General features: G+C 61.5%; 8 protein-coding genes. 3 read left to right on the forward strand and 5 right to left on the reverse strand.

What is annotated here, in order from left to right; all coding sequences use genetic code 11:
- Position 1 precedes the first annotated feature (1 nt).
- Positions 2–1,381, forward strand: a complete 1,380-nt coding sequence (locus RHN82_RS15070) for an amidohydrolase family protein (protein WP_048981642.1) — start codon at positions 2–4, stop codon at positions 1,379–1,381.
- Between the two features lie 111 nt (positions 1,382–1,492).
- On the opposite strand, the gene RHN82_RS15075 is transcribed toward RHN82_RS15070, so the two are convergent.
- Positions 1,493–2,095: a short chain dehydrogenase gene (locus tag RHN82_RS15075; RefSeq protein WP_045906890.1), complete on the reverse strand. Its 603-nt coding sequence runs from the start codon at positions 2,093–2,095 to the stop codon at positions 1,493–1,495.
- A gap of 97 nt (positions 2,096–2,192) precedes the next feature.
- Here RHN82_RS15075 and RHN82_RS15080 point away from each other — a divergent pair, with 97 nt between their 5' ends.
- Positions 2,193–3,080, forward strand: a complete 888-nt coding sequence (locus tag RHN82_RS15080; protein WP_048981643.1) for a LysR family transcriptional regulator — start codon at positions 2,193–2,195, stop codon at positions 3,078–3,080.
- A 20-nt stretch (positions 3,081–3,100) separates the two neighbouring features.
- A complete protein-coding gene (locus RHN82_RS15085) occupies positions 3,101–4,282 on the forward strand; it encodes a PLP-dependent aminotransferase family protein (protein ID WP_048981644.1) in 1,182 nt (393 codons plus the stop codon).
- 66 nt (positions 4,283–4,348) lie between these two features.
- On the opposite strand, the gene RHN82_RS15090 is transcribed toward RHN82_RS15085, so the two are convergent.
- The 4 genes from RHN82_RS15090 to RHN82_RS15105 all read right to left on the reverse strand — a co-directional run bounded on the left by RHN82_RS15090 (position 4,349) and on the right by RHN82_RS15105 (position 20,627).
- Positions 4,349–5,548: an HlyD family efflux transporter periplasmic adaptor subunit gene (locus RHN82_RS15090; RefSeq protein WP_048981645.1), complete on the reverse strand. Its 1,200-nt coding sequence runs from the start codon at positions 5,546–5,548 to the stop codon at positions 4,349–4,351.
- Positions 5,529–7,721, reverse strand: a complete 2,193-nt coding sequence (locus tag RHN82_RS15095; RefSeq protein ID WP_017692801.1) for a type I secretion system permease/ATPase — start codon at positions 7,719–7,721, stop codon at positions 5,529–5,531. Before RHN82_RS15095 ends, RHN82_RS15090 begins: the two co-directional genes overlap by 20 nt.
- Positions 7,718–9,121 carry a TolC family outer membrane protein gene (locus RHN82_RS15100; RefSeq protein ID WP_048981646.1) on the reverse strand — a complete coding sequence of 468 codons (1,404 nt, stop codon included), beginning with the start codon at positions 9,119–9,121 and terminating at the stop codon, positions 7,718–7,720. Before RHN82_RS15100 ends, RHN82_RS15095 begins: the two co-directional genes overlap by 4 nt.
- Before the next feature lie 82 nt (positions 9,122–9,203).
- Positions 9,204–20,627 carry a BapA/Bap/LapF family large adhesin gene (locus RHN82_RS15105; protein WP_310398353.1) on the reverse strand — a complete coding sequence of 3,808 codons (11,424 nt, stop codon included), beginning with the start codon at positions 20,625–20,627 and terminating at the stop codon, positions 9,204–9,206.
- Positions 20,628–20,810 lie beyond the last annotated feature (183 nt).

Genomic DNA, 20,810 nt, shown 5'->3' on the forward strand with positions numbered 1-20,810 from the left:
GATGAGTGAGAATAAAAGCCGCCGCGAGTTTATCAGCCAGAGCGGCAAAATGGTTACCGCCTGTGCGCTGTTTGGCGCCACGGGTTCCGTCGCGTATGCTGCCGATTCTGCAAAGGCAACCTGCGAGACGGGTAAACCGATGAACATCACCGCAAAACATTACTATCTCGACAACGTGCTGCTGGAAGCCGGGTTTAACTTCGACGGCAGCGTGGCGACAAGCACCCGCACCGAGCTGAAAACGCTGGAAATCAAAGACGGGAAAATCGTCGCCCTGCGCGACAACAACAGCCACGCGGACGCGACCCTGCCGCACTTCGACGCGGGCAAAAAGCTGATGCTCCCGGCGATGCGCGACATGCACATCCATCTGGACAAAACCTTCTACGGCGGCCCGTGGCGCTCCCTGAACCGTCCGGCGGGCACTACCATACAGGACATGATCCGCCTGGAGCAGAAGCTGCTGCCGGAGTTACAGCCCTACACGCAAGAACGCGCCGAAAAGCTGATCGACCTGCTCCAGTCCAAAGGGTCCACCATCGCCCGCAGCCACTGCAACATAGAGCCGGTTTCCGGCCTGAAAAACCTGGAAAATTTGCAGGCGGTACTGGCGCGCCGAAGCCCAGGTTTTGACTGTGAAATCGTTGCCTTCCCGCAGCACGGCCTGCTGCTGTCTCATTCTGAAAAGCTGATGCGCGAGGCGATGCAGGCGGGGGCGCACTACGTGGGCGGGCTGGACCCGACCAACGTCGACGGCGCGATGGAGAAATCCCTCGACACCATGTTCCAGATTGCGCTGGATTACGACAAAGGGGTGGATATCCATCTGCATGAAACCAGCCCGGCGGGCGTGGCGGCGGTGAACTACATGGTGGAAACCGTGGAGAAAACCCCGGCGCTGAAGGGCAAGCTGACCATCAGCCACGCCTTCGCCCTGGCGACGCTTAACGAACAGCAGGTGGATGAGATCGCCACCCGCATGGCGGCGCAGCAGGTGACCATCGCTTCCACCGTGCCGATTGGTACCCTGCATATGCCGCTGAAGCAGCTCCGTGAAAAGGGCGTGTTTGTGATGACGGGCACCGACAGCGTGATCGACCACTGGTCGCCGTACGGTTTAGGGGACATGCTGGAGAAAGCCAATCTCTACGCCCAGCTCTATATTCGCCCGAACGAGCAGACGCTTTCGCGCGCGCTGGGCATCGCTACCGGCGACGTGCTGCCGCTGAACGACAAAGGCGAGCGCGTGTGGCCAAAAGCGCAGGACGACGCCAGCTTTGTGCTGGTAGACGCCTCCTGTTCGGCCGAGGCCGTGGCGCGTATTTCACCGCGCACCGCGACGTTCCATAAGGGGAATCTGGTCTGGGGAGTTGTTGGCTAAAAGCGAGCCAGGTGGCGGCTTCGCCTTACCCGGCCTACAAAAAACCTCAAATCGTAGGCCGGGTAAGCGCAGCGCCACCCGGCAATGCCATATACTCGCCGCCCGTAAGGTTCAATAACCGACCTTATACACCCGCCCGCTCTGCACCCCTTCCACGCTGCGGCGGTAGGCCTGCGCAACGGTCGCAGCGGGAACGCTTTCAAAGCCCGGGAAGAAGCCGTCGTACGCTTCGGCGGATTCGGTCAGCACCGTCGGGCTGATCAGATTAATGCGAATACCGCGCGGCAGTTCACAGGCTGCGGCGCGCACAAACCCTTCCAGCGCCGCATTGACCGTGGTGGCGTTGACGCCCTGCGCAATTGGCTCGTGCGCCACAATCCCGCTTATCAGCGTAATCGAGCCACCTTCGTTCAGGTAGTGCTGGCCGGTCAGCGCCAGGCGAACCTGCCCCAGCAGCTTATCCTGCAAACCCCGGTTGAACTCGCCGTCGGTCATGGTTGCGAGCGGGCCGAAGTGCAACCCTCCGCTGGCGGAGACAATCGCATCCACCGGACCGATCTTTTCGAACAGCGCCTGCACGCTCGCCTGCGAGGTGATATCCACCTGATGGTCGCCCTGCGTGCGACCCACGCGGATCACTTCATGGCGACGGCTTAGCTCTTCTGTCACAGCACGACCGACCGTACCGCTGGCACCAATAATGACGATTTTCATAGCAGACTCCTTATGTTGTGAGCCTTCATTCTTTAATAAATAAAAATTCAGATAAACTGGGCTGATGTTAGAAGATTGCTAACCAGAGGTTTGGAATATGGATAAGCTTCGCGGCATGGAGACGTTTATCGCGGTGGTGGAAAGCGGCAGCTTTACCGGCGCGGCGGCGCGGCTGGAGATGTCGGCGGTGATGGTCGGGAAGTATATTGCGCAGCTGGAATCGCAGCTCGGCACGCGGCTGCTGGAGCGCAACACCCGTCGCCAGAGCCTGACCGATGCCGGACGCGTTTATTTCGAAGAGGCCAGGCGCGTGCTGGAGCAGGTCTCGATTGCTGAAAACGCGGTTGAGCGCCTGCGAGCCACGCCCGCCGGCACCCTGCGCGTGACGGCGCCTACCTCGTTTGGCGGCTGCGTTATCGCCCCTCTGACGGCCACGTTTTTGCAGCGCTACCCGGAAGTGCGCATCGAACTGGATCTCACCAACCGAATGGTGGATCTGGTAGAGGAAGGGGTCGATCTGGCCATTCGCATCGGGGAGATCCGTAATGAGGACCTGGTGGCGAAATACCTGTGTCCCTACAACATGGTGATCTGCGCCGCGCCGGATTATCTGGCGCGTCACGGTACGCCGCAAACGCCAGCCGATCTGGTGGATCACCTGTGCCTGTCGCACACGGTATGGACGGCGCGTAACGAGTGGCGGCTGCCGGGAGTGGAAGGCGAAGTGCGCTGGAAGCGTGATGCCGTCTTACGATGCAATGACGGCTACGGCTTACGCATAGCGGCGCGAGCCGGGGCAGGGCTCCTGCTGCAACCGGAAGTGCTGGTGGCGGAAGAGCTGGCGAGCGGCAGGCTGGTTCGGGTTCTGGAAGCGTTTACGCCCGCGCCGAGGCCGGTGCATTTACTCTGGCGTCAGGATTTGCGGCCGCTGCCTAAGCTAACGGAATTTATTGCCCATATTCTGCTAAGATTGGGCACAATATAAAAAAAGAAGGTAAGTAAAGAATGTCTGCAAACAAACTCGCCAGCAGCGCGCAGGGCCTGCAATCCTCTGCCATCCGTGAATTATTAAAACATAGCAAAATGGCAGGCGTGATTTCGCTGGGTGGCGGTATTCCAAATCCGGACCTGTTCGATCATGAAGGTTTAAAAATCGCCGCTGATGCCGTGCTGTCTCAGCATTTTGGCGAAGCGTTCCAGTATGGCCTGACGGAAGGCGTCCCGGGGCTGCGCGAAGAGATCCAACGCATCTGTGAAGGTCGCGGCATCGCCTGTAAAGCCGATGACGTGGTCATTACTTCCGGCTCGCAACAGTCGCTTGACGTGCTGGCGCGGGCGTTAATTAACCCGGGCGATACGGTCGTCGTGGAGCGGCCTACCTACCTCGCCGCGTTGCAGGTCTTTGGCCTGGCGCAGGCGAAATTTGAATCCGTCGGCACCGACGGCGACGGCATGAAAGTGGATGAACTTGAAGCGCTGGTAGCCACCAAAACCATCAAAGCGGTTTATATCGTGCCAACCTTTGGTAACCCGGGCGGCGTAACGCTCTCCGAAGCGCGTCGTAAACAGCTGGTGGAATTATCGAAGCGCTATGACTTCGTGATTATCGAAGACGACCCGTACAGCGAGATCAACTACACCGACGAAGCGTTCCGCCCGCTGATTGCCCATGCCAAAGATATCGGCAATGAGGATAACGTGGTGTACACCTCCACCTTCTCTAAAATCCTCGCGCCGGGCACCCGCGTGGGCTGGGTGCTGGTGCCGGAGTGGCTGAAGCGCGCGGTGGTGAACCTCAAGCAAACCACCGATCTGCACACCAGCACGCTGTCGCAGCTGATGACGTACGAGTATCTGAAAACCGGTCGTCTGGCGAATCAGATTAAAATGATCCGCGAAGCCTATCGCCAGAAATACCAGACCTTTGCAACGGAACTGGAAGCGGAGCTGGGCGATGTGATGTCGTTCCACAAGCCAAAGGGCGGCATGTTCCTGTGGGCGAAAATGAACAACGGCATCAATACGACGAAATGGCTGGAAAAAACATTGAGCAACGGCGTCGTGTTTGTGCCGGGTGAGTTCTTCTACTGCAACGAGCCGGACCATACCACGCTACGCATGTCTTTCGTTACCCCAACGGATGAGCAGCTTAAAGAAGCGGTTCGACGTTTGAAGATATCGCTGTAACCTGATACAGCAGCGTCAGCTCTCAGAAGTAGGCCGGGTAAGGCGCAGCCGCCACCCGGCGTTTGACTACCGCTCCCTCAGCGCCTCTTTCGCCCGGTTAAACGGTTTGATCATATAATCCAGCACCGTTTTCTCCCCGGTCTTAATATCCACCGTCGCTATCATCCCCGGCACGATCGAGAAGTGCCTGCCCGCCTTATTCACCAGATAATCCTGGCTGGTACGGATAAACACCCGGTAATAGAACACCTCCGGCTTCGCTTCGTCCTGAATAGTGTCCGGCGAAATGGTCTCCACCACCCCGTGCAGCCCACCGTAAATCGCGTAATCGTAGGCGGTGATTTTCACCAGCGCCTCCTGATTAGGGTGGATAAAGGCGATATCCCGCGGCGAGAGGCGGGTTTCAATCAGCAGGTGGTCGTCCACCGGCACAATTTCCATCAGCTCACCGTTGGGCGGGATCACACCGCCAATCGTCGTCACTTTGATGTTTTTCACGATCCCGCGCACCGGAGACTTCACCGTCAGACGGGTAACGGAATCCTCGCGGCCTTTCAGGATCGCTGACACCATATCCACCTCGGCGTTGGCCTTCGACAGCGCTTCACGGGCCTGCACGTAATACTGGGAACGCACGTCGGTGAGCTTCAGCTCCAGGTCGCTTTTCTGCCGTTGCAGGCGCAGCACTTCCACGTGGCTGGCGGCCCCGGTTTTCACCAGCCGCTGGGTGATCGCCAGCTCTTTGTTCGCGAGATCTAACGCGGCGCGCAACTCCCGTTGCGTATCCTCCAGCTGGGCGCGGCGCGAGTTGTAGAGCCGCGTTTCAGCGGCGGTCAGGTCGGACCATTTCGCCAGGGACGGCGGGAATTTGAGCGGCAGATCGTTCACCTCGGCATACAGACGCGCGCTGGAGGCCAGCGATGCCCGGTAACGCGCCGCGCTTTCGCCGACGTTGGATTCCGAGCGGGTAGGATCCAGCCGCGCCAGCACCTGCCCGGCCTGCACCTGATCCCCTTCGTGCACGTTCAGCTCGGTAAGGATGCCCCCATCCAGCGACTGCAATACCTGCTCGCGTGAGCTGGGGATCACTTTCCCGGTGCCGGTTGAGACTTCGTCCAGCACCCCGAACCACGCCCAGACGCCGAGCACCACAAACATCAGCAGGGAGAAGAAAACAATGCGCCGGGCACCGGTATAACCGCTTTCGGAGTCGAGCGCGTTATCCAGATCTTCTACTGCGGCAACGTCACGCTGACTGATTTTCATTTTTCCACTCCCGTCCGGTTGCCTGCTGCTGTTGCTGCATACGGCTGTTGTTCAGTGCCTGGGCTTTTGGCGCATCCATCACCAGCATGCCATCTTTGAGTACTACCACTCGCTCCACCAGCTCCAGCACCGGCACGCGGTGGGTCGCGACAATCAGCGTGCGGTTGCCAAGCCACGCGCCGAGACGTTGAATAAATTCCCGCTCGGTGTGTTCATCAAGAGAGGCGGTCGGTTCGTCCATCAGCACGATATTCGGGTCGCGCAGCAGCATCCGCGCCAGCAGGATGGACTGCCGCTGCCCGCCGGACAGCCCGACGCCGTTCTCCATAATCGGGTAATCCAGCCCCTTCGGCAGCTTCTGCACAAAGCTGGCCGCGCCGCACATCTCCAGCACCTCGAAGATCTCTTTATCGGTGGCGCGCGGCATGCCGAGCGTGATGTTCTCGCGCAGAGTGCCGTAAAACAGCCGGGCGTTCTGGGTCATAAAGCCGACGTTTCGCCGCACGTCAGCCACGTCCAGATGCGGCAGGCTGAGGTTGTCGAGCCGCAGTTCACCGCCCGCCAGATCCATCCCGCCCGCCATCGCCTGCAACAGGGTTGATTTGCCCGCGCCGTTGCGCCCGAGGATCGCCACTTTCTCGCCCGCTTTGATCTCCAGTCGGTTAATGCGCAGCGCCATGCGCGGATCTTCCGGGTGATAGCGGAACTGCGCCTGCTCGAACAGGTAATGTCCGCGCAGCACGTCCTGACGGATCGGCGTCTCTTCGCGCTGATTCTCGGTCGGCAGCTGCATAATGCTGTCCAGCCCCTCTTTGGCCGCCTTCACCTGCTGCCAGCGGGCCAGCACGCCGCACAGCGTCGCCATCGGAGCGATCATCCGTGAGGCGAGCATTGAGGCGGCCACCACCGAACCGGTGGTTAAGGTGCCGTCGATCACCATCGGTGCGCCCACCACGATCACCCCGGCATACACCAGGCTCTGAATGGTCATCCCCCAACTGATCAGGTTCTGCGTCAGCTCGCGGGTGCGCAAGCCGGATTCGGCGGTGATCTGGATATAGCTGTTCCACTGCTGCAAAAAGCGGTTCTCCGCCTGCATCAGCTTGATGTCCTCCAGCCCCTGCACGCTCTCCACCAGCACCGCGTTGCGCAGGGTCGATTCATGCGCCGACTGCTTCGCCAGCTCCGCCAGCTTCTTTTGCAGCAGCAGGCCTGGCAGGACCATGATCACCGCCGCCACCGGGGCGATCCACGCCAGCTGCGGGGCGATGATCGCCAGCACAATCACAAACAGGATAAAAAACGGCAGATCGACGATGGTGGAGATGGTGGAAGAGGTGACCATCTCGCGGATCTGCTCCAGCTCGCGCAGCTGGGAGATAAAGCTGCCGGTGGATCGCGGAATGGCGCTGTGTCGCAGCCGCAGCGCGTGGCCGAACACCCGATCCGAGACGCGCAGATCCGAGCGTTTACCCAGCAGATCCATAATGTGTCCGCGCGCCACGCGCAGCACAAAACCAAACAGCGTGGCGATCAGCACCCCGATGGTCAGCACATAGAGCGTCGGATAGGACTGGGCGGGGATCACCCGGTCATACACCTGCATGGAAAAGACGATGCCCGAGAGGGAGAGCACGTTAATGAACAGTGCCGCCAGCATCACCCAGCTGTAAGGGCGAAGGTCGCGCATCACCAGCCGGTAGAGCCAGTCCGGGCGGTATTTTGAGATATAGGCATCCACGCGGCTGTCCTTCAGCGCCGCCAGCGGACGCAGGGCGATGACGTGGCGGATGGCAGGCAGCATCGCGCTCATCGACAGGCGGTTGGTGTGCGTGCTGTCGTCGAAAAAGCTGACCTCAAGCGTATCCTCGCCGTCGAAATTGTCGATCACGCCGATTTTACCGTCGTTCAGCTCCACTACTACCGGCAGACGCCAGCTGTTGATGGCGTGCTGATCGGCCGTCAGCAGCTGGAATGTCAGCCCGGCTTCACGGGCGAGTTGCGTCAGCGCGGGCACCATCGGTTTGCCTTTCAGCCACGGCGCGCCCGCGATCAGCGAGCCTGGCGAACAGGCAACGCGATAGCGCGTCGCCACATAGCCAAACGCCTGCGCCCACTGCTCCAGCGCCTCATCCGTCATGTTTTCACCCTGCGGGATATCGCGTTGCTTCATGGCTGGATCTCCACGGTCTGGATGGTGCGGTTTTCAAGATCGAACGCGTGACGCAGGCGCCCGGTGTTGTACAGACAGTTCAACTGAAGCTGATGCAGCTGTCCGGCGGTTTGCTGTTGGGTAAAGCGCGCCTGATACACCTCCTGCTCGGCGTTGAGCACGTCGAGCAGCGGGCGGGAACCGAGATCGAGATACTGCTGCTGATACAGCTCGCGGGTGCGGGCGCTGAGCGCTTCCTGACGGCCCTGGATCTGAAGCGTGCTCATCAGGCTCATCACCTGGCTGCGCGCCTCAAGCAGCTTTTGCCGCACCTCAAGACGGGTGCGCTGAATGGTGGACTGGGCGGATTCCACCGCGTGTCCGGCGGCGTTACGCCGTGCGGTGAGGCCGCCGCCCTGATAGAGCGGCATTTGCACTTTTACCCACGCGGAGTACTGGGTGCGGTCCCGCGTTTCGTTGCCCGCGTAGCGGTCGTTCAGGTAGTGACGAACTTCCGGCTCCAGCGAAACGGTAGGGGTCATCTGCGCGTTGGCATAGTCGAGATTAGCCTGCGCGACGTTGGCCTGCGCCCAGGCCGCTAATACCGAGGGCACCAGACGATCGTCCGGCTCGGCGATGTCGCAGCTGCGGGCCAGACTCTGCGGAAAGTCATTGCTGACCGCGTTCAGGCTGTCCCAGCCCAGCAGGCTCATCAGCGTGGCGCGCGAGCTGTCGAGGCTGGCCTGATACTGCATCAGCTGCGCACGCGCCCCTTCGATGCGGGCGTCGGTCTGCACCACGTCAGAGAGTGACGTTGCGCCTTCATCATTACGTTGTTTCGTCAGGGTGCCGATGGAGGTCAGGGCATCCAGCTGTTCTTTGGCGGTCTCGACCATCTGCTGCCAGGTCTGCACCTGCACCATGGCGATGGCGGTATCGTGGGCGATGGTGTCGATGCTCACCAGCACGTTGGCCTGCTGCTGGGCGACGCCCGCGTTTTCGGCGCGCACCTGGCTTGCGACTTTGCCGAAGTCGTACAGCATTTGCGAAAGAGAAAGCACCAGCGAGGGGGTAAAGCCATTATCGTCGCCGTCGTGGCTATAGCCGTTATCCATGCCAGCGTTAATTTGTGGATAATATTTTGATTTGGCGACGTCCACATTTTCGCTCTGCTGATAGAGTTTGCCGACGGCTTCACTGATGGCCGGATGCCAGGTCACGGCGCGGTTAACCGCTTCATTCAGCTGTAGCGTGCCGGGGGCGGCTTTGCTGGCTACGGGCGCCACGCGGCCATTTAAAGAGGGGAGTTCCTGCGTTTCGCTTAATTGTCCGGTATTAATCATCGCCGCAGGGTTTGCCGCGATAGCGGGCACAGATATCAGGCAGCACGAGAGCCACCAGTAAGGCATCTTCTTTCCCATGTCTTGTCCCTAATAAAAAAGTACTGCTTTATTGTTTATGCCCGGGCGCTGTGCGCGCCCGGGTCATTTCTTGCAGGTGCTATCAGGTAATGATGTGTTGCTGGTTTACAAGCTCGTCGTAGGTGGTCTGAACATTGTCCAGCGTAACGAGCGTAGATTTAGTGTAGGCGGCTCCCGTGCCGTCACGGTCGATGGAGATCACAGTATTGTTACCGCTTTGTGAAACAGAGACATAGTTCCCCAGCGTCGACGCGCTACCGTTCCACCCCACCAGCAGATCGCCAATGTCGATCTTGTCTCCCTGCGTGAGGGAGAAGTTCGTCCAGTGGTCGCCCGTGCTGTTACCTGCGGTGGCGTTACCCGCCGTATTGTTCAACACCTGATAAATCAGCGTGTCGCCGTAGGCCGTGCCGCTAATCACATCGTTATGCTCCGAACTGACAAATTTCGGCGCCATGTCAATGGTCAGCGACGCGGTATCTTTCACACCGTTGGCATCGGTCAGGGTGTAGTTAAAGACCTCCTTGCTGGTAATGGTAGAGAGCGAGATCCCCGGGTTGAGGGTATAGGTGTAACTGCCGTCAGCGGCAATCGCCAGCGTCCCGTAGTGACCCGTGATGTTGGACATCGTGCTGCCGGTGTACGGATCGAGCGTGGTGGTCACGCCGTCGAAGCCGGTGATGCTCACGCGGGTATCAACCGAGTGCAGCTGGTCCATCGCCCCTGCGGAGCCGGTGCCGTCGAAGATATTGCCGTCAACGGTGTGGGTGCCCGTCGCGTCGTACTGCGACAGGGAGTAGGTCGTGCCGTTTACGCTTGGGGTAATGGTGATGTTCCCCACGCTCAGCCCCGGTACGCTGCCGGTAAAGTTCAGCGTATAGGTCCCGGCGTTGAGATCCAGCCCGGTCAGCGGAACGTCGATGCTGCCGCCCAGCAGTGAGCCTCCGCTGAAGGAGCCGCTGCGAATCACATTCGTCCCGTCAGTGATTGACCAGTTCACCGTCAGCCCGCCCAGCGACAGCAGCGAGGCCACGTTAAAGTGCAGCGAGGCGTTATGCAGCGCGGTGTTTGCATCCACCACGAAGGTTCCGCTTCCGCTGCCCTGCGTTGACCCCAACAGGGCGGTAGTCCAGCTGGCGGTGCCGACGGAGTTATCCGTATAGGTTGACGTATGGTGAACCGACGTGACGTCCATCGCGGTGCTGACATCGTTTACCGCATCCATTGGGCGCGCGGTTGGGGTGATGTTCAGCGATGCCGTGTCTTTCGAGCCGTCAGGCGCGGTGATGGTGTAGACGAAGGTATCCGGCGTGCTGATATGGTCCGCGCCGACCCCGCTGTCCAGGGTGTAGGTGTACTCCCCGGCCGCGTTGATCCGCAGCGTACCGTACTCGCCAGTGATTTCCGTCAGACCGCTGCTGTTCACCGCCACGCCGTTAACGTCGGAGACCACGGTACCCGCTGGCGCAATATCATCCGCCAGCACATCCCCGGTGGTGCTCTCACTCACGCTTGCCACGCTGTAGACATGATCTTGCAAGACGTTCAGCGTGTAGGCCGTCAGCGCGGTGATCCCCGCCGCCGTATTGAGCAGGAACAGGTACTCACCGGCGGGCAGATTCAGTGTCAGCTGCGAAGAGGTGCCGCCCAGCAGCGGCGCGCGCAGCCAGCCGGGTTCAACGCGCATCTGCTCGAAGGTCTGCGTGGCATTGTTGAACTTATAGATGTAGAGGTCGAACACCGAGGCCAGCGCCACGCCGCCCACGGACGCCTGAACGGTCATGGTGCGGGTGGTGCCTTCTTCCACGTTATAGATGATCGGGTTGGCCAGATCGTCCAGCAGGTTCAGCCCCAGCGTATTGCCAAGGTTGATCCCCACCAGGGTAAAGCCGCCCTGCGACGAGGTGCCGTTGTTGATCGCCTCCACGGTGGTATCGAAGGTCAGCGAGGCGGTATCGTCCACGGCCACGATACCGCTGCTGCTGGTGCCTTCGCCCAGCGACAGCACAAGATTTGCCGAGGCGCTGGTGCCGTTGTGGGTGATGGTGTAGGTAAAGTTCTCCGTGCGCCCAATGACGGCGGCGCTGGTGTTGGTCAGGTTATAGGTATAGCTGCCGTCCAGGTTGATGGTCAGCGTGCCGTACTGCCCCTGAATCACCGTGCCGTCGGCCGTGACGCTGGTGGTGGTGCCCTGGGCGTTGGTGACCGCGGTGACGGTGGTGCCCGCCGGGGCGTTGTCGCTGCCTGCGGTTGGGTCCACGTCAGTGATGACGTTCCCGACAACGCTGGTCTCGCCGGACACGGTGCCTGCGCTGGTCTCTTTCACCGCCACATCGAGGCTGGTGTAAGAGCCGGTTGCCAGCAGGTTAGTGTTGTAGCTCAGGACGCGATACTGACCATCCGCCAGGCCGGTCAGGTTCAGCGACACCCCCGTCGCGCCGAGGGTCAGCAGGTCAGCGAACTGCGGCTGTCCGGTGTCGACCACGGTGGTCCAGGTGTTGTTGGCGGCGTCAAAGCGCTGTACCACCAGCTCAAGGGTATTGAGCAGGGAGAGTACGGCACCCGTGGCGTTGGCGTTCACGGCAATATCCGCACTGCCGCCGCTGCCGACGGTGAAACCTACCTGCGCGGTGTCGTTGCCGAGCAGGGTCAGCACGTTACCTACGGCGCCCACCAGCAGGAAACCATAGTCGCTGTACTGCGAGTTGGTCACCGTTGCGCTGGTCGTCAGCGCCAGCTCTTCAACGTTGGTGCTGGCTGAGAGCGGCACCACCGGCGCAAGGGCTGAGCCGGGCAGCGAGACGTTGCCTGCCGCGTCGGTGGCGGTGATTTGCAGCGTCTGGCCTTCCGTCTGTTTATTGAGGAAGGTGTAGCTCCAGGAGCCGTTGCTGTCTGCCGTGGCGGTGACCGTTGAGTTATCCGCCAGACGGATGGTGACGGTACTGCCCGCTTCGGCGCTACCGGTCAGTACGCTGCCGTCTGCGTTGAAGGTCCCGGTCGGGGCCGTTGGCGCAGTGAGATCGACAATGACGGTGGTCGAGGTGGAAATCGGGCTGGTGCCCGAGCCGTTGCTCGCCGTGGCGGTGAAGGCATGCGGCCCTTCGCTCAGCACCGGCGTGGTGAAGCTCCAGTTGCCGCTGGCATTTGCGGTGACCGTGCCCATCAGCACCCCGTTGTTGTAGAGGGTGATGGTCGCGTTCGGCTGCGCCGTGCCGCTCAGGGTTGGCGTGGTGTCATCGGTGGTTTTCCCGTTGGTCAGGTTGCCCGTCACGGTGCCGACGTTATCGTCGATGTTTGCGATAACCGGCGCGTTCGGGATCGTGGTGATCGGGGCAATCACGGAGGTGGTGATACCCGCGTTACCGGCCTTATCGGTAGCAAAGACAATCAGTGACTCCCCGCCGGTCTGTGGAGGGGTGAGGGTGGCGCTGAAGTTTCCGCTGCCGTCCGCGACGGCGGTACCAAGCACGGTTCCGGTGCTGCTGGTGATGGTGACGGTACTTCCCGCTTCCGCCGTACCGGTAACCTGCGTCCCGTTGGTGATCACCGCCAGCCCGGTTGGGGCTGCTGGCGGCGTCAGGTCCACGTTGATCGTGATAATCGGCGATGGCGCGCTGGTATTGCCCGCGGCATCGGTGGCGGTGGCGGTGAAGTTATGCGCGCCTTCGGTCAGCGTGGTGCTGGTTTGCGGCAGCGTCCAGTTGCCGTTGGCATCGGCAGTGACGGTTCCCACCAGGGTCGTGCCGTCGTAGATACGTACGGTGGCATTGGCTTCCGCCGTACCGTTTAAGGTCGGACGGGTGTCGTTGGTTGGGTTGGTGCCGGTGACAGAGCCGGTGACGGTTCCCACATCATCCACAATCGAGGTGATTGCCGGTGCGACAGGGGCGGTGGCATCCACATTGATGGTGTAACCCCCGGTCTGCGCGCTGGCGTTGCCCACGGCGTCGGTGGCGGAGAAGGTCAGATTATGCGGCCCGTCAGCCAGCGGGGTGGACGGCGTAAAGCTCCACGCGCCGCCGGTGGCGACCGCAGTGCCAATCTGTACCCCATTGTCATAGATGGTTACCGTCGCGCCAGCTTCTGCCGTACCGGTGAGCGTTGGTCGGGCATCGTTGGTTAACCCGCCGTTGGCGACAGGCGTCGCAGCGTTACCGACGTCGTCGGTGATGCTGGTCAGCACCGGTAGCGCTGGCGGCGTGGTGTCAATGGTCAGGCTGAAGTTGGCGGACGGCGTGCCGGTGTTCCCCGCCTGATCCGTTGCTTCTGCGGTAAAGGTGTGTGACCCGGTGCCCAGCGGCACGGTGATATCCACGGTCCAGTTGCCGTTAGCATCGGCAGTACCGGTGCCCACCAGCGTCGTGCCCTCGTAGATATTCACGGTGGCCAGCGGCTCGCTGGTCCCCACCAGACGCGGGAGAGGATCGTTCGTGGTCTGGCCGGAACCAATCGCCCCGGTGATGGTGCCAACATCGTCAATCGCCTGGGTGATAACCGGCGCGGCAGGCGCAGTCGTATCCACAACCAGCGTAAAGCCTGGTGAGGCAGGGCTGACGTTGCCCGCGGCATCGGTTGCCGTGGCGGTCCAGGTGTGGCTGCCGTTTGCCAGCGTGCCGGTGGTGAAGCTCCATACGCCGTTGGCATCAGCCACGGCGGTGCCCACCTGCTGACCATTCTCATAGATGGTGATGGTCGCGTTGGCTGCCGCGGTGCCGTTCAGCGTTGGCGTGGTGTCGTCTGTGCTTTGTCCCGAGGCGACCGGGCCCAGCACAGGACCGGCATTGTCGGTGGCAGGGGTAAAGACCGGTGCGTCGGGCACCGACGTATCCACCGTCAGGTTGAACGGTGGCGAGGTGACCCCGGTATTGCCTGCGGCATCGGTGGCGTTGAAGGTAATGGTATGCGGCCCTTCACCGAGCGCGGTGGTCGGCGTGAAGGTCCAGTTACCCTGGGCGTTGACGACCGCCGTGCCGATTTCCACATCATCGACAATAACGTGCACCGTTGCGCCCACTTCCCCCGTACCGTTGAAGGTTGGACGGGTGTCGTTGGTGGAACCGTTGCTGGCGATGATTCCCGTTCCCGGGCTGACATCGTCTATCACCGTGGTGACCACCGGGGCCGCAGGGCCAGTGGTATCCACCGTAAAGGCGAACACTGGCGAGTTGGCGGAGACGTTTCCGACATCATCGCTGGCGTTGACGCGCAGGTTATACGTCCCGTCTGTCAGAACCGGATCCGGCGTAAAGGACCAGTTACCGTTGCCGTCGACTGTAGTGGTACCGATCTCCACGCCGTTATTCAGAACGTGAATGGTGGTGCCCGCCTGGCCGGTGCCGCTCAGGGTTGGCGTGGTGTCATTGGTGACCTGCCCGGCGGTAAGCGGGCCGGTTACGCCACCCGGAGCGTTGTCGCTGACCGTATCGATCGTCGGCACCTGTGGCGCCGTCAGATCGATATTGATGCTCCAGACGCCGGACGGCTGGCTGACGTTGCCCTGCGGATCCGTCGCTCTGACGGTAAAGTCATGCGTTCCTTCTCCGAGGGCGGTTTCAGGAGTAAATGTCCAGGCGCCGGTACCGTCTGCCGCCACCGTACCAATCTGCGTGGCGCCATCAAAAATGGCGACGACGCTGTTCGGCTCGGCGGTACCGGTCAGGGTTGGCGTGGTGTCGTTGGTTGGATCGCCGCTTGGGACAGGCGTTGCCGCATTGCCTGCGTTATCCGTCACGCTGGTAATCACCGGCGTGTTGGAGACGGTGTCGACCACAATGGTGATCCCGGCCGACGGGGTGCTCTCATTGCCCGCCGGGTCGGTGGCGGTCACGGTCAGGGTGTGGCTGCCGTCGTCCAGCGCAGGCGGCGTGTAGCTCCAGGTGCCGGTCGGACCGACAACAACGGTGCCCAGCGGGTCGCCGTCATCGTACACGGTAATGGTGTCCCCCGCCGTGCCTGTCCCGGTCAGGGTAGGACGGTTGTCGTTGGTGCTCTGCCCGTCGGCGATTGGGCCGGTGATCGGACCTACGTCATCGGTCACCGCACCGATGGCTGGCGCTGTCGGGGCGGTAAGGTCGACGGTGACGGTCGCGACAGGCGACTGCCCGCTGGTCGCGCCGGTGGTGGTATTCGTGGCGGTCACGGCAAAGGTATGTGGCCCTTCCGTCAGCGGCAACGGCGGCGTGTAGCTCCAGTTGCCGTTGGTATCTGCAACAACGTTGGTCAGCGGAACCAGCACCCCATCCTGATAAATGGCGATCACGCTACCCGGATCGGCGGTGCCGGTAAGGGTAGGCGTGACGTCATTGGTGGTTTTATCTTTCACATCACCAGTGACGGGATCGACGTCATCGTTGATCGCCGTAATCACCGGTACCGCAGGCAGATCGAGCGGAGAGTCCGGCACGTCAAAGGTGGTTGATGGGCTGAGATTGCCTGCGGGGTCGGTGGCGGTGAGCGTCAGCGTAGTGGCATCTAACTGGGCCGGGGAGAGGGCAATGGAGAAGGAGCCTCCCGTCGCGACCCCGGTCCCGATGATATTGCCGTTGGCGTCTTTAACCGTCACCGTGGTTCCGTCATCCGCCGTCCCGGTCAGCGGAGTGCCCTCCGCGGCAATGGTCATATTAGTTGGCGTTGCAGGCGGCAGGGTATCCACCGTTACGCTGAGATCCCCGGAGCTGGCGGAGGTATTTCCCGCCGCGTCACTCGCGGCCACGGAGAAGGTATGCGGCCCCTCGGTCAGCGCAGGGTCGGCGGTCCAGGACCATGTCCCGTTCGGCTGAACCTCCACGACCACCGGCGAGGCGACACCATCAACAGAAACGGTGACGTTCGAACCCGGCTCGCCGATCCCGGTGAGGGTTGGCGTACCGTCGCGGGTGTAAAGCACGCTATTGGTCAGTTGACTGTCAGAGACGGCGTCAATTTGCGGCACGGTTGGCGCCTGGGTATCAACCTCCACCGTAAAGACCGGGCTTATCGGGCTCACGTTCCCGGCCTCGTCCACCGCGGCGACGGTGATATTCAGCGGGCCGTCGGTCTGCGTCGGCAGGGTATAGGACCATTCATTATTGACGACCTCAACGCGCGCGACTTCCACGCCGTTGTTGTAGATGATCACCGTCTCGCCGGTGGTGCCGGTTCCGCCGATGCCTGGCGTAGTGTCGTTGGTAGACTCGCCATTCTGCACGCCACCAATGGCACTGATAACCGGAGTATCCGGGGCGAGGGTATCGACCGTTATCGTGATACCGGCTGATGGCACAGATTCATTCCCGGCTTCATCGGTGGCGGTCGCCGTGTATTCGTGCGTCCCTTCGCCAATGTTGCTCTCAGGACGCCAGCTCCAGTTACCGTTACCGTCCACCGTAACGCTGCCCACGGCCTGCGGCTCGCCTGTACCCACCTGGTCATAGATGGTAATGAGGTCATTCGGCGTACCGGTGCCGCTCAGGACCGGACGCGGATCGTTGGTGGATTCGCCATCCAGCACGGGGCCGGTGATCTGGCTTACGCTGTCTGTCACCGTTGGGGTTCCCGGCTGGTCAGGCGCGTCGGTATCAATGGTAATGGTCACCGGCGTGGACGGCGCGCTTTCGTTCCCGGCGCTGTCCTGGTTAGTGACCGTCAGGGAGAGATCGTAGGTGCCGTCAGGCAGCGGAGTGGTGGGCGTCCAGCTCCAGTTGCCGTCGCCATCGATCTCGGCCTCACCAATTTTGGTGGCGCCATCGTAAATGTTCACGGTATCCCCCGGCGTGCCCGAGCCGCTCAGGGTTGGCGTGGTATCCCGGGTGGTCTCCCCAGGATTCAGGGCCGTCCCCGGCGTGCCGCCGTCCGGGTTGACGGTGATCTCAGGAATATCCGGCGTTGCAGGCGCGGTCGTGTCGATCGCCAGTTCAAACGGCGGCGAAATGGTGGTGTTACCCGCCTCATCCGTTGCGTGGACCGTCAGCGAGTGCGGGCCGTCCGTCAGCGGCGTGGTTGGCGTAAAGCTCCAGCCGCCGCTGCCGTCGAGCACCGCCGTACCGAGCAGGGTGGTCCCGTCATAGATCGTGATGGTGGTGCCTGCCGGTGCGGTTCCCTGCAACTGCGGCAGCGTGTCGTCGGTGGTGTCCCCGCTGTTAAGCGGAAGCTGCACCGGCCCCACGTTATCGGAGACGGTGTCAATGGTGGCTGCCGGTGGCGGGGTGGTATCGACGGTAAGGGTAAAGCCGGCTGATGGTGCGCTGGCGTTACCGGCCGCATCGCTCGCGACGACGGTGAAGGTATGCTGCCCGTTCACTAACGGGGTGGTGGGCGTGAAGGTCCATGCGCCACCGCTGTTAACAACGGCAGTACCAATATCCTGTCCGTCCAGACGGATCGTCACGGTGGAGCCCGGCTCGCCGGTACCGTTCAGCGTCGGGAGCGTGTCGTTGGTGGTTTCATTGCTGTCGAGCGCACCCGTGCGGCCCGGTACGTCATCAATGACCTGCGTAATGGCTGGCGCGCCCGGCGCGGCGGTATCCACCGTAATGCTCCAGGTGTTCGATGTCCCGCTGAGGTTGTTGTTGGCGTCAACCGCCGTCGCCGTCAGTACGTGCCCGCCGTCCGGTAGCGCGGTTTCCAGCGTGATGGACCACTGACCGTTCGCCGACACGACTGCGGTGCCAATTTCGGTAGTACCGCTGTAGAGGGTGATGGTGGTGCCAGGCTCGCCCGTTCCGTTGATGGTTGGCGTGCTGTCGTTGGTGAGACCGTTCTGGCTGACAGGACCGGTGATGCCGGGTGCATCATCCACCACGCCCGTGATGACCGGGGTTTGTGCTGCGGTGATGTCCGGCGCGTCAAACGGCGCGGTCGGACCGGTGTTTCCGGCGGTATCAGTGGCATCGGCAGTCAGGGCTTCGCCGTTGGCTTTCGGCGGGATCAGATCTACGCTGAAATTCCCCTGATCGTCGGCGACCGCTTCCCCGACCTTCACGCCATTTTCACGAATGGTGACGGTACTGCCCGGCTCGGCTGTACCGGTTACGGTGGTGCCGTCGGCAGAGATCACCACGTTTTCCGGCGCCAGCGGTGGGGTGCTGTCTGGCGCGTCGGCAAAGCCAGACGGGCTGGTGTTGCCGCTGCCGTCGGTGGCCGTCACTTCAAGGGCTTCGCCGTTGGTCTGGGCTGGCGAAATCGGGATGGTAAAGGTGCCGTCCGGACCGGCGGTGGCCTGGCCGATGATCGTACCGTCCGGCGCTTTAATGATGATTGTGCTGTTTGGCTCGGCGGTTCCGCTGACGCTGGCCCCGTCTTCCGCCACCACCAGGTTGCCCGGTGCGGCAGGCGGGGTGATATCCGCTGCGTTAACCAGCGCCGGTGAGCTCTGGTTGCCTGCGGCATCGGAGGCGACCACGGAGATAATCTCACCGTTGGTCTGCGCAGGGTTCAGGTTGGCGACATAGTTGCCGTTGCTGTCGGCAGTGGCGGTCCCGATTTGCAGCCCGGCATTGTTGGTGATGACGATTTTACTGCCCGGCTCGGCGGTACCGGTGATCTGGGTGCCTGCGGAGTTGAGCGTCGCAACCGGCATGTCTGGCGGCGTAAGATCGACGGTAAAGTTGATCGGCTGAGACAGACCGCTCTGGTTGCCTGCCGCATCGGTTTCCCGCAGGGTAATCGAGTGTGTGCCTTCTGCCAGTGGACTCGTCGGCGTGATGCTCCAGGTACCGTTCGGCAGAACGGTGGTGGTGCCGATAACAACGCCGTTATCGTAAACCGTGATCGTGCTGCCCGGTTCGCCTCTGCCCGTCAGGCGCGGCTCTGAGGCATCGGTAAATTGCCCGGCACCGATCGCCCCTTTCAGTACGCCCGTATCGTCGTTAATGATAAATCCGGAAGGCGTTTGCGGCGCGGTGACATCTACCGTGACGGTAAAGACCGGCGAGGCCGGGCCAGTGTTACCGGCGACGTCGGTAGCGCGCACAGTAAGCTGGTGGCTGCCTTCGCTCAGATTCACCGACGGCGTAAAGCTCCAGCTTCCGTTACTGCCCACAACCGCTGTGCCAATGGCAATGCCGTTATCATAGATGGTGACCGTCGAGCCCGCTTCCGCCGTGCCGGTGAGCTGTGGCCGTGGGTCGTTGGTGCTGCTTCCACTCCCGAGCGTGCCGGTGCCAGGCGCAACATCATCGGTGATGCTGACGATCGCTGGCGCGCCAGGCGCGACGGTATCGACCACGAAGGTTACCGCCGTGGACGCCGGGCTGGTATTGCCTGCGGCATCGGTCGCGGTGGTGGTAATGGCGTGGTTGCCTTCAGACAGGTTGGTCGACGGGGTAAAGCTCCATTTCCCGGTGGCATCGGCTGTGGCGGTGCCAATCGGTTTCCCGTTGTCATAGAAGGTAATGACGGTGCCTGCTTCACTGATGCCGCTGAACGTCGGACGCGCATCGTCCGTGCGTTGTCCGTTGCTCAGCGGGCCTGTTTCGGCGCCCACGTTATCATTGACGGTGACAATCTCGGGTGCATCCGGCGCGGTTAAATCCGGTGCCGTGACCTGAACGCCCGGGCTGGTATTGCCGGACGGATCGGTGGCGGTGGCGGTGATCTGTTCCCCGTTGATGAGCGGCGTACCGAGATCAATCGTAAATTTCCCGTCGCTGCCCGCCTTGCCCGTTCCGATGGTGTTGCCATCGGCATCTTTCAGGGTAACGGTGCTGCCCGGCTCAGCGGTACCGGTGACGGTTTTGCCGTCAGAGGAGACCTCCAGATTGGCCGGGGCGTCCGGCGCGGTGAGATCCGGTGCCGTAACCTGACCGCCCTGGCTGGTATTGCCGGACGGATCGGTGGCGGTGGCGGTGATCTGTTCCCCGTTGGTGAGCGGCGTACCGAGATCAATCGTAAATTTCCCGTCGCTGCCCGCCTTGCCCGTTCCGATGGTGTTGCCATCGGCATCTTTCAGGGTAATCGTGCTGCCCGGCTCAGCGGTACCGGTGACGGTTTTGCCGTCAGGTGAGACCTGTAGATTGGTGGGGGCATCCGGAGGCGTGGTATCTGGCTCGGAAGGATTTCCCGGATTGCCGGGGTTCGGGCTGTTGTTATCGTCATCTCCGCCGCCTCCACCGCCGGTTCCCGCCGCAATGGCAATCCCACCTGCGACGGCCAGGCCACCCAGCACCCAGGGCCACGCTGCGGCGCCGCCGGTATCATTCCCTGACGCCGCCAGTAGGGCGTCCGTGGAGGCGATGGATTCATAGGTGGCGGCACCGGTTGGATCTTCAATCCACCACAGCGCACCGTCACTCTCCTCAAGCACCAGCTGGCTCACGCCCTGCGCGTCGGTGACGTAGAAATTCTTAAGGGTAATCACTTCGCCCGAGTGGAGGGTAATCACCAGATCGTTTCCGCTGCGGGAGTAACCTGAGATGTCGGCGCGATCCACGTTAAGTTTAACGATTGAGGAGTGATCGAGTGTTATCTGTGTCCCTTCCGTGGTCGTTTCCACGCCAGTTAATTTAGATATAACAGATATTTGGCTCATACAGTTATTACTCCAGCAGAGTTATTGTTTACGGCGTGTCAGACGTGGCCATATTTTCTGAAGGGATGAGGGCGCTCCCGGCGAAAATACTGTGAATAAAACAGTATTTACCGTTGCTTTCTTTAGAGCGACCGAGACCCGCCAGCAATCAACGTGGCAACATCAGGGCGAAGCTAATTATTT

The sequence above is a fragment of the Enterobacter cloacae complex sp. EB5 genome (genome assembly GCF_031432835.1).
GTDB lineage: Bacteria > Pseudomonadota > Gammaproteobacteria > Enterobacterales > Enterobacteriaceae > Enterobacter > Enterobacter hormaechei_C.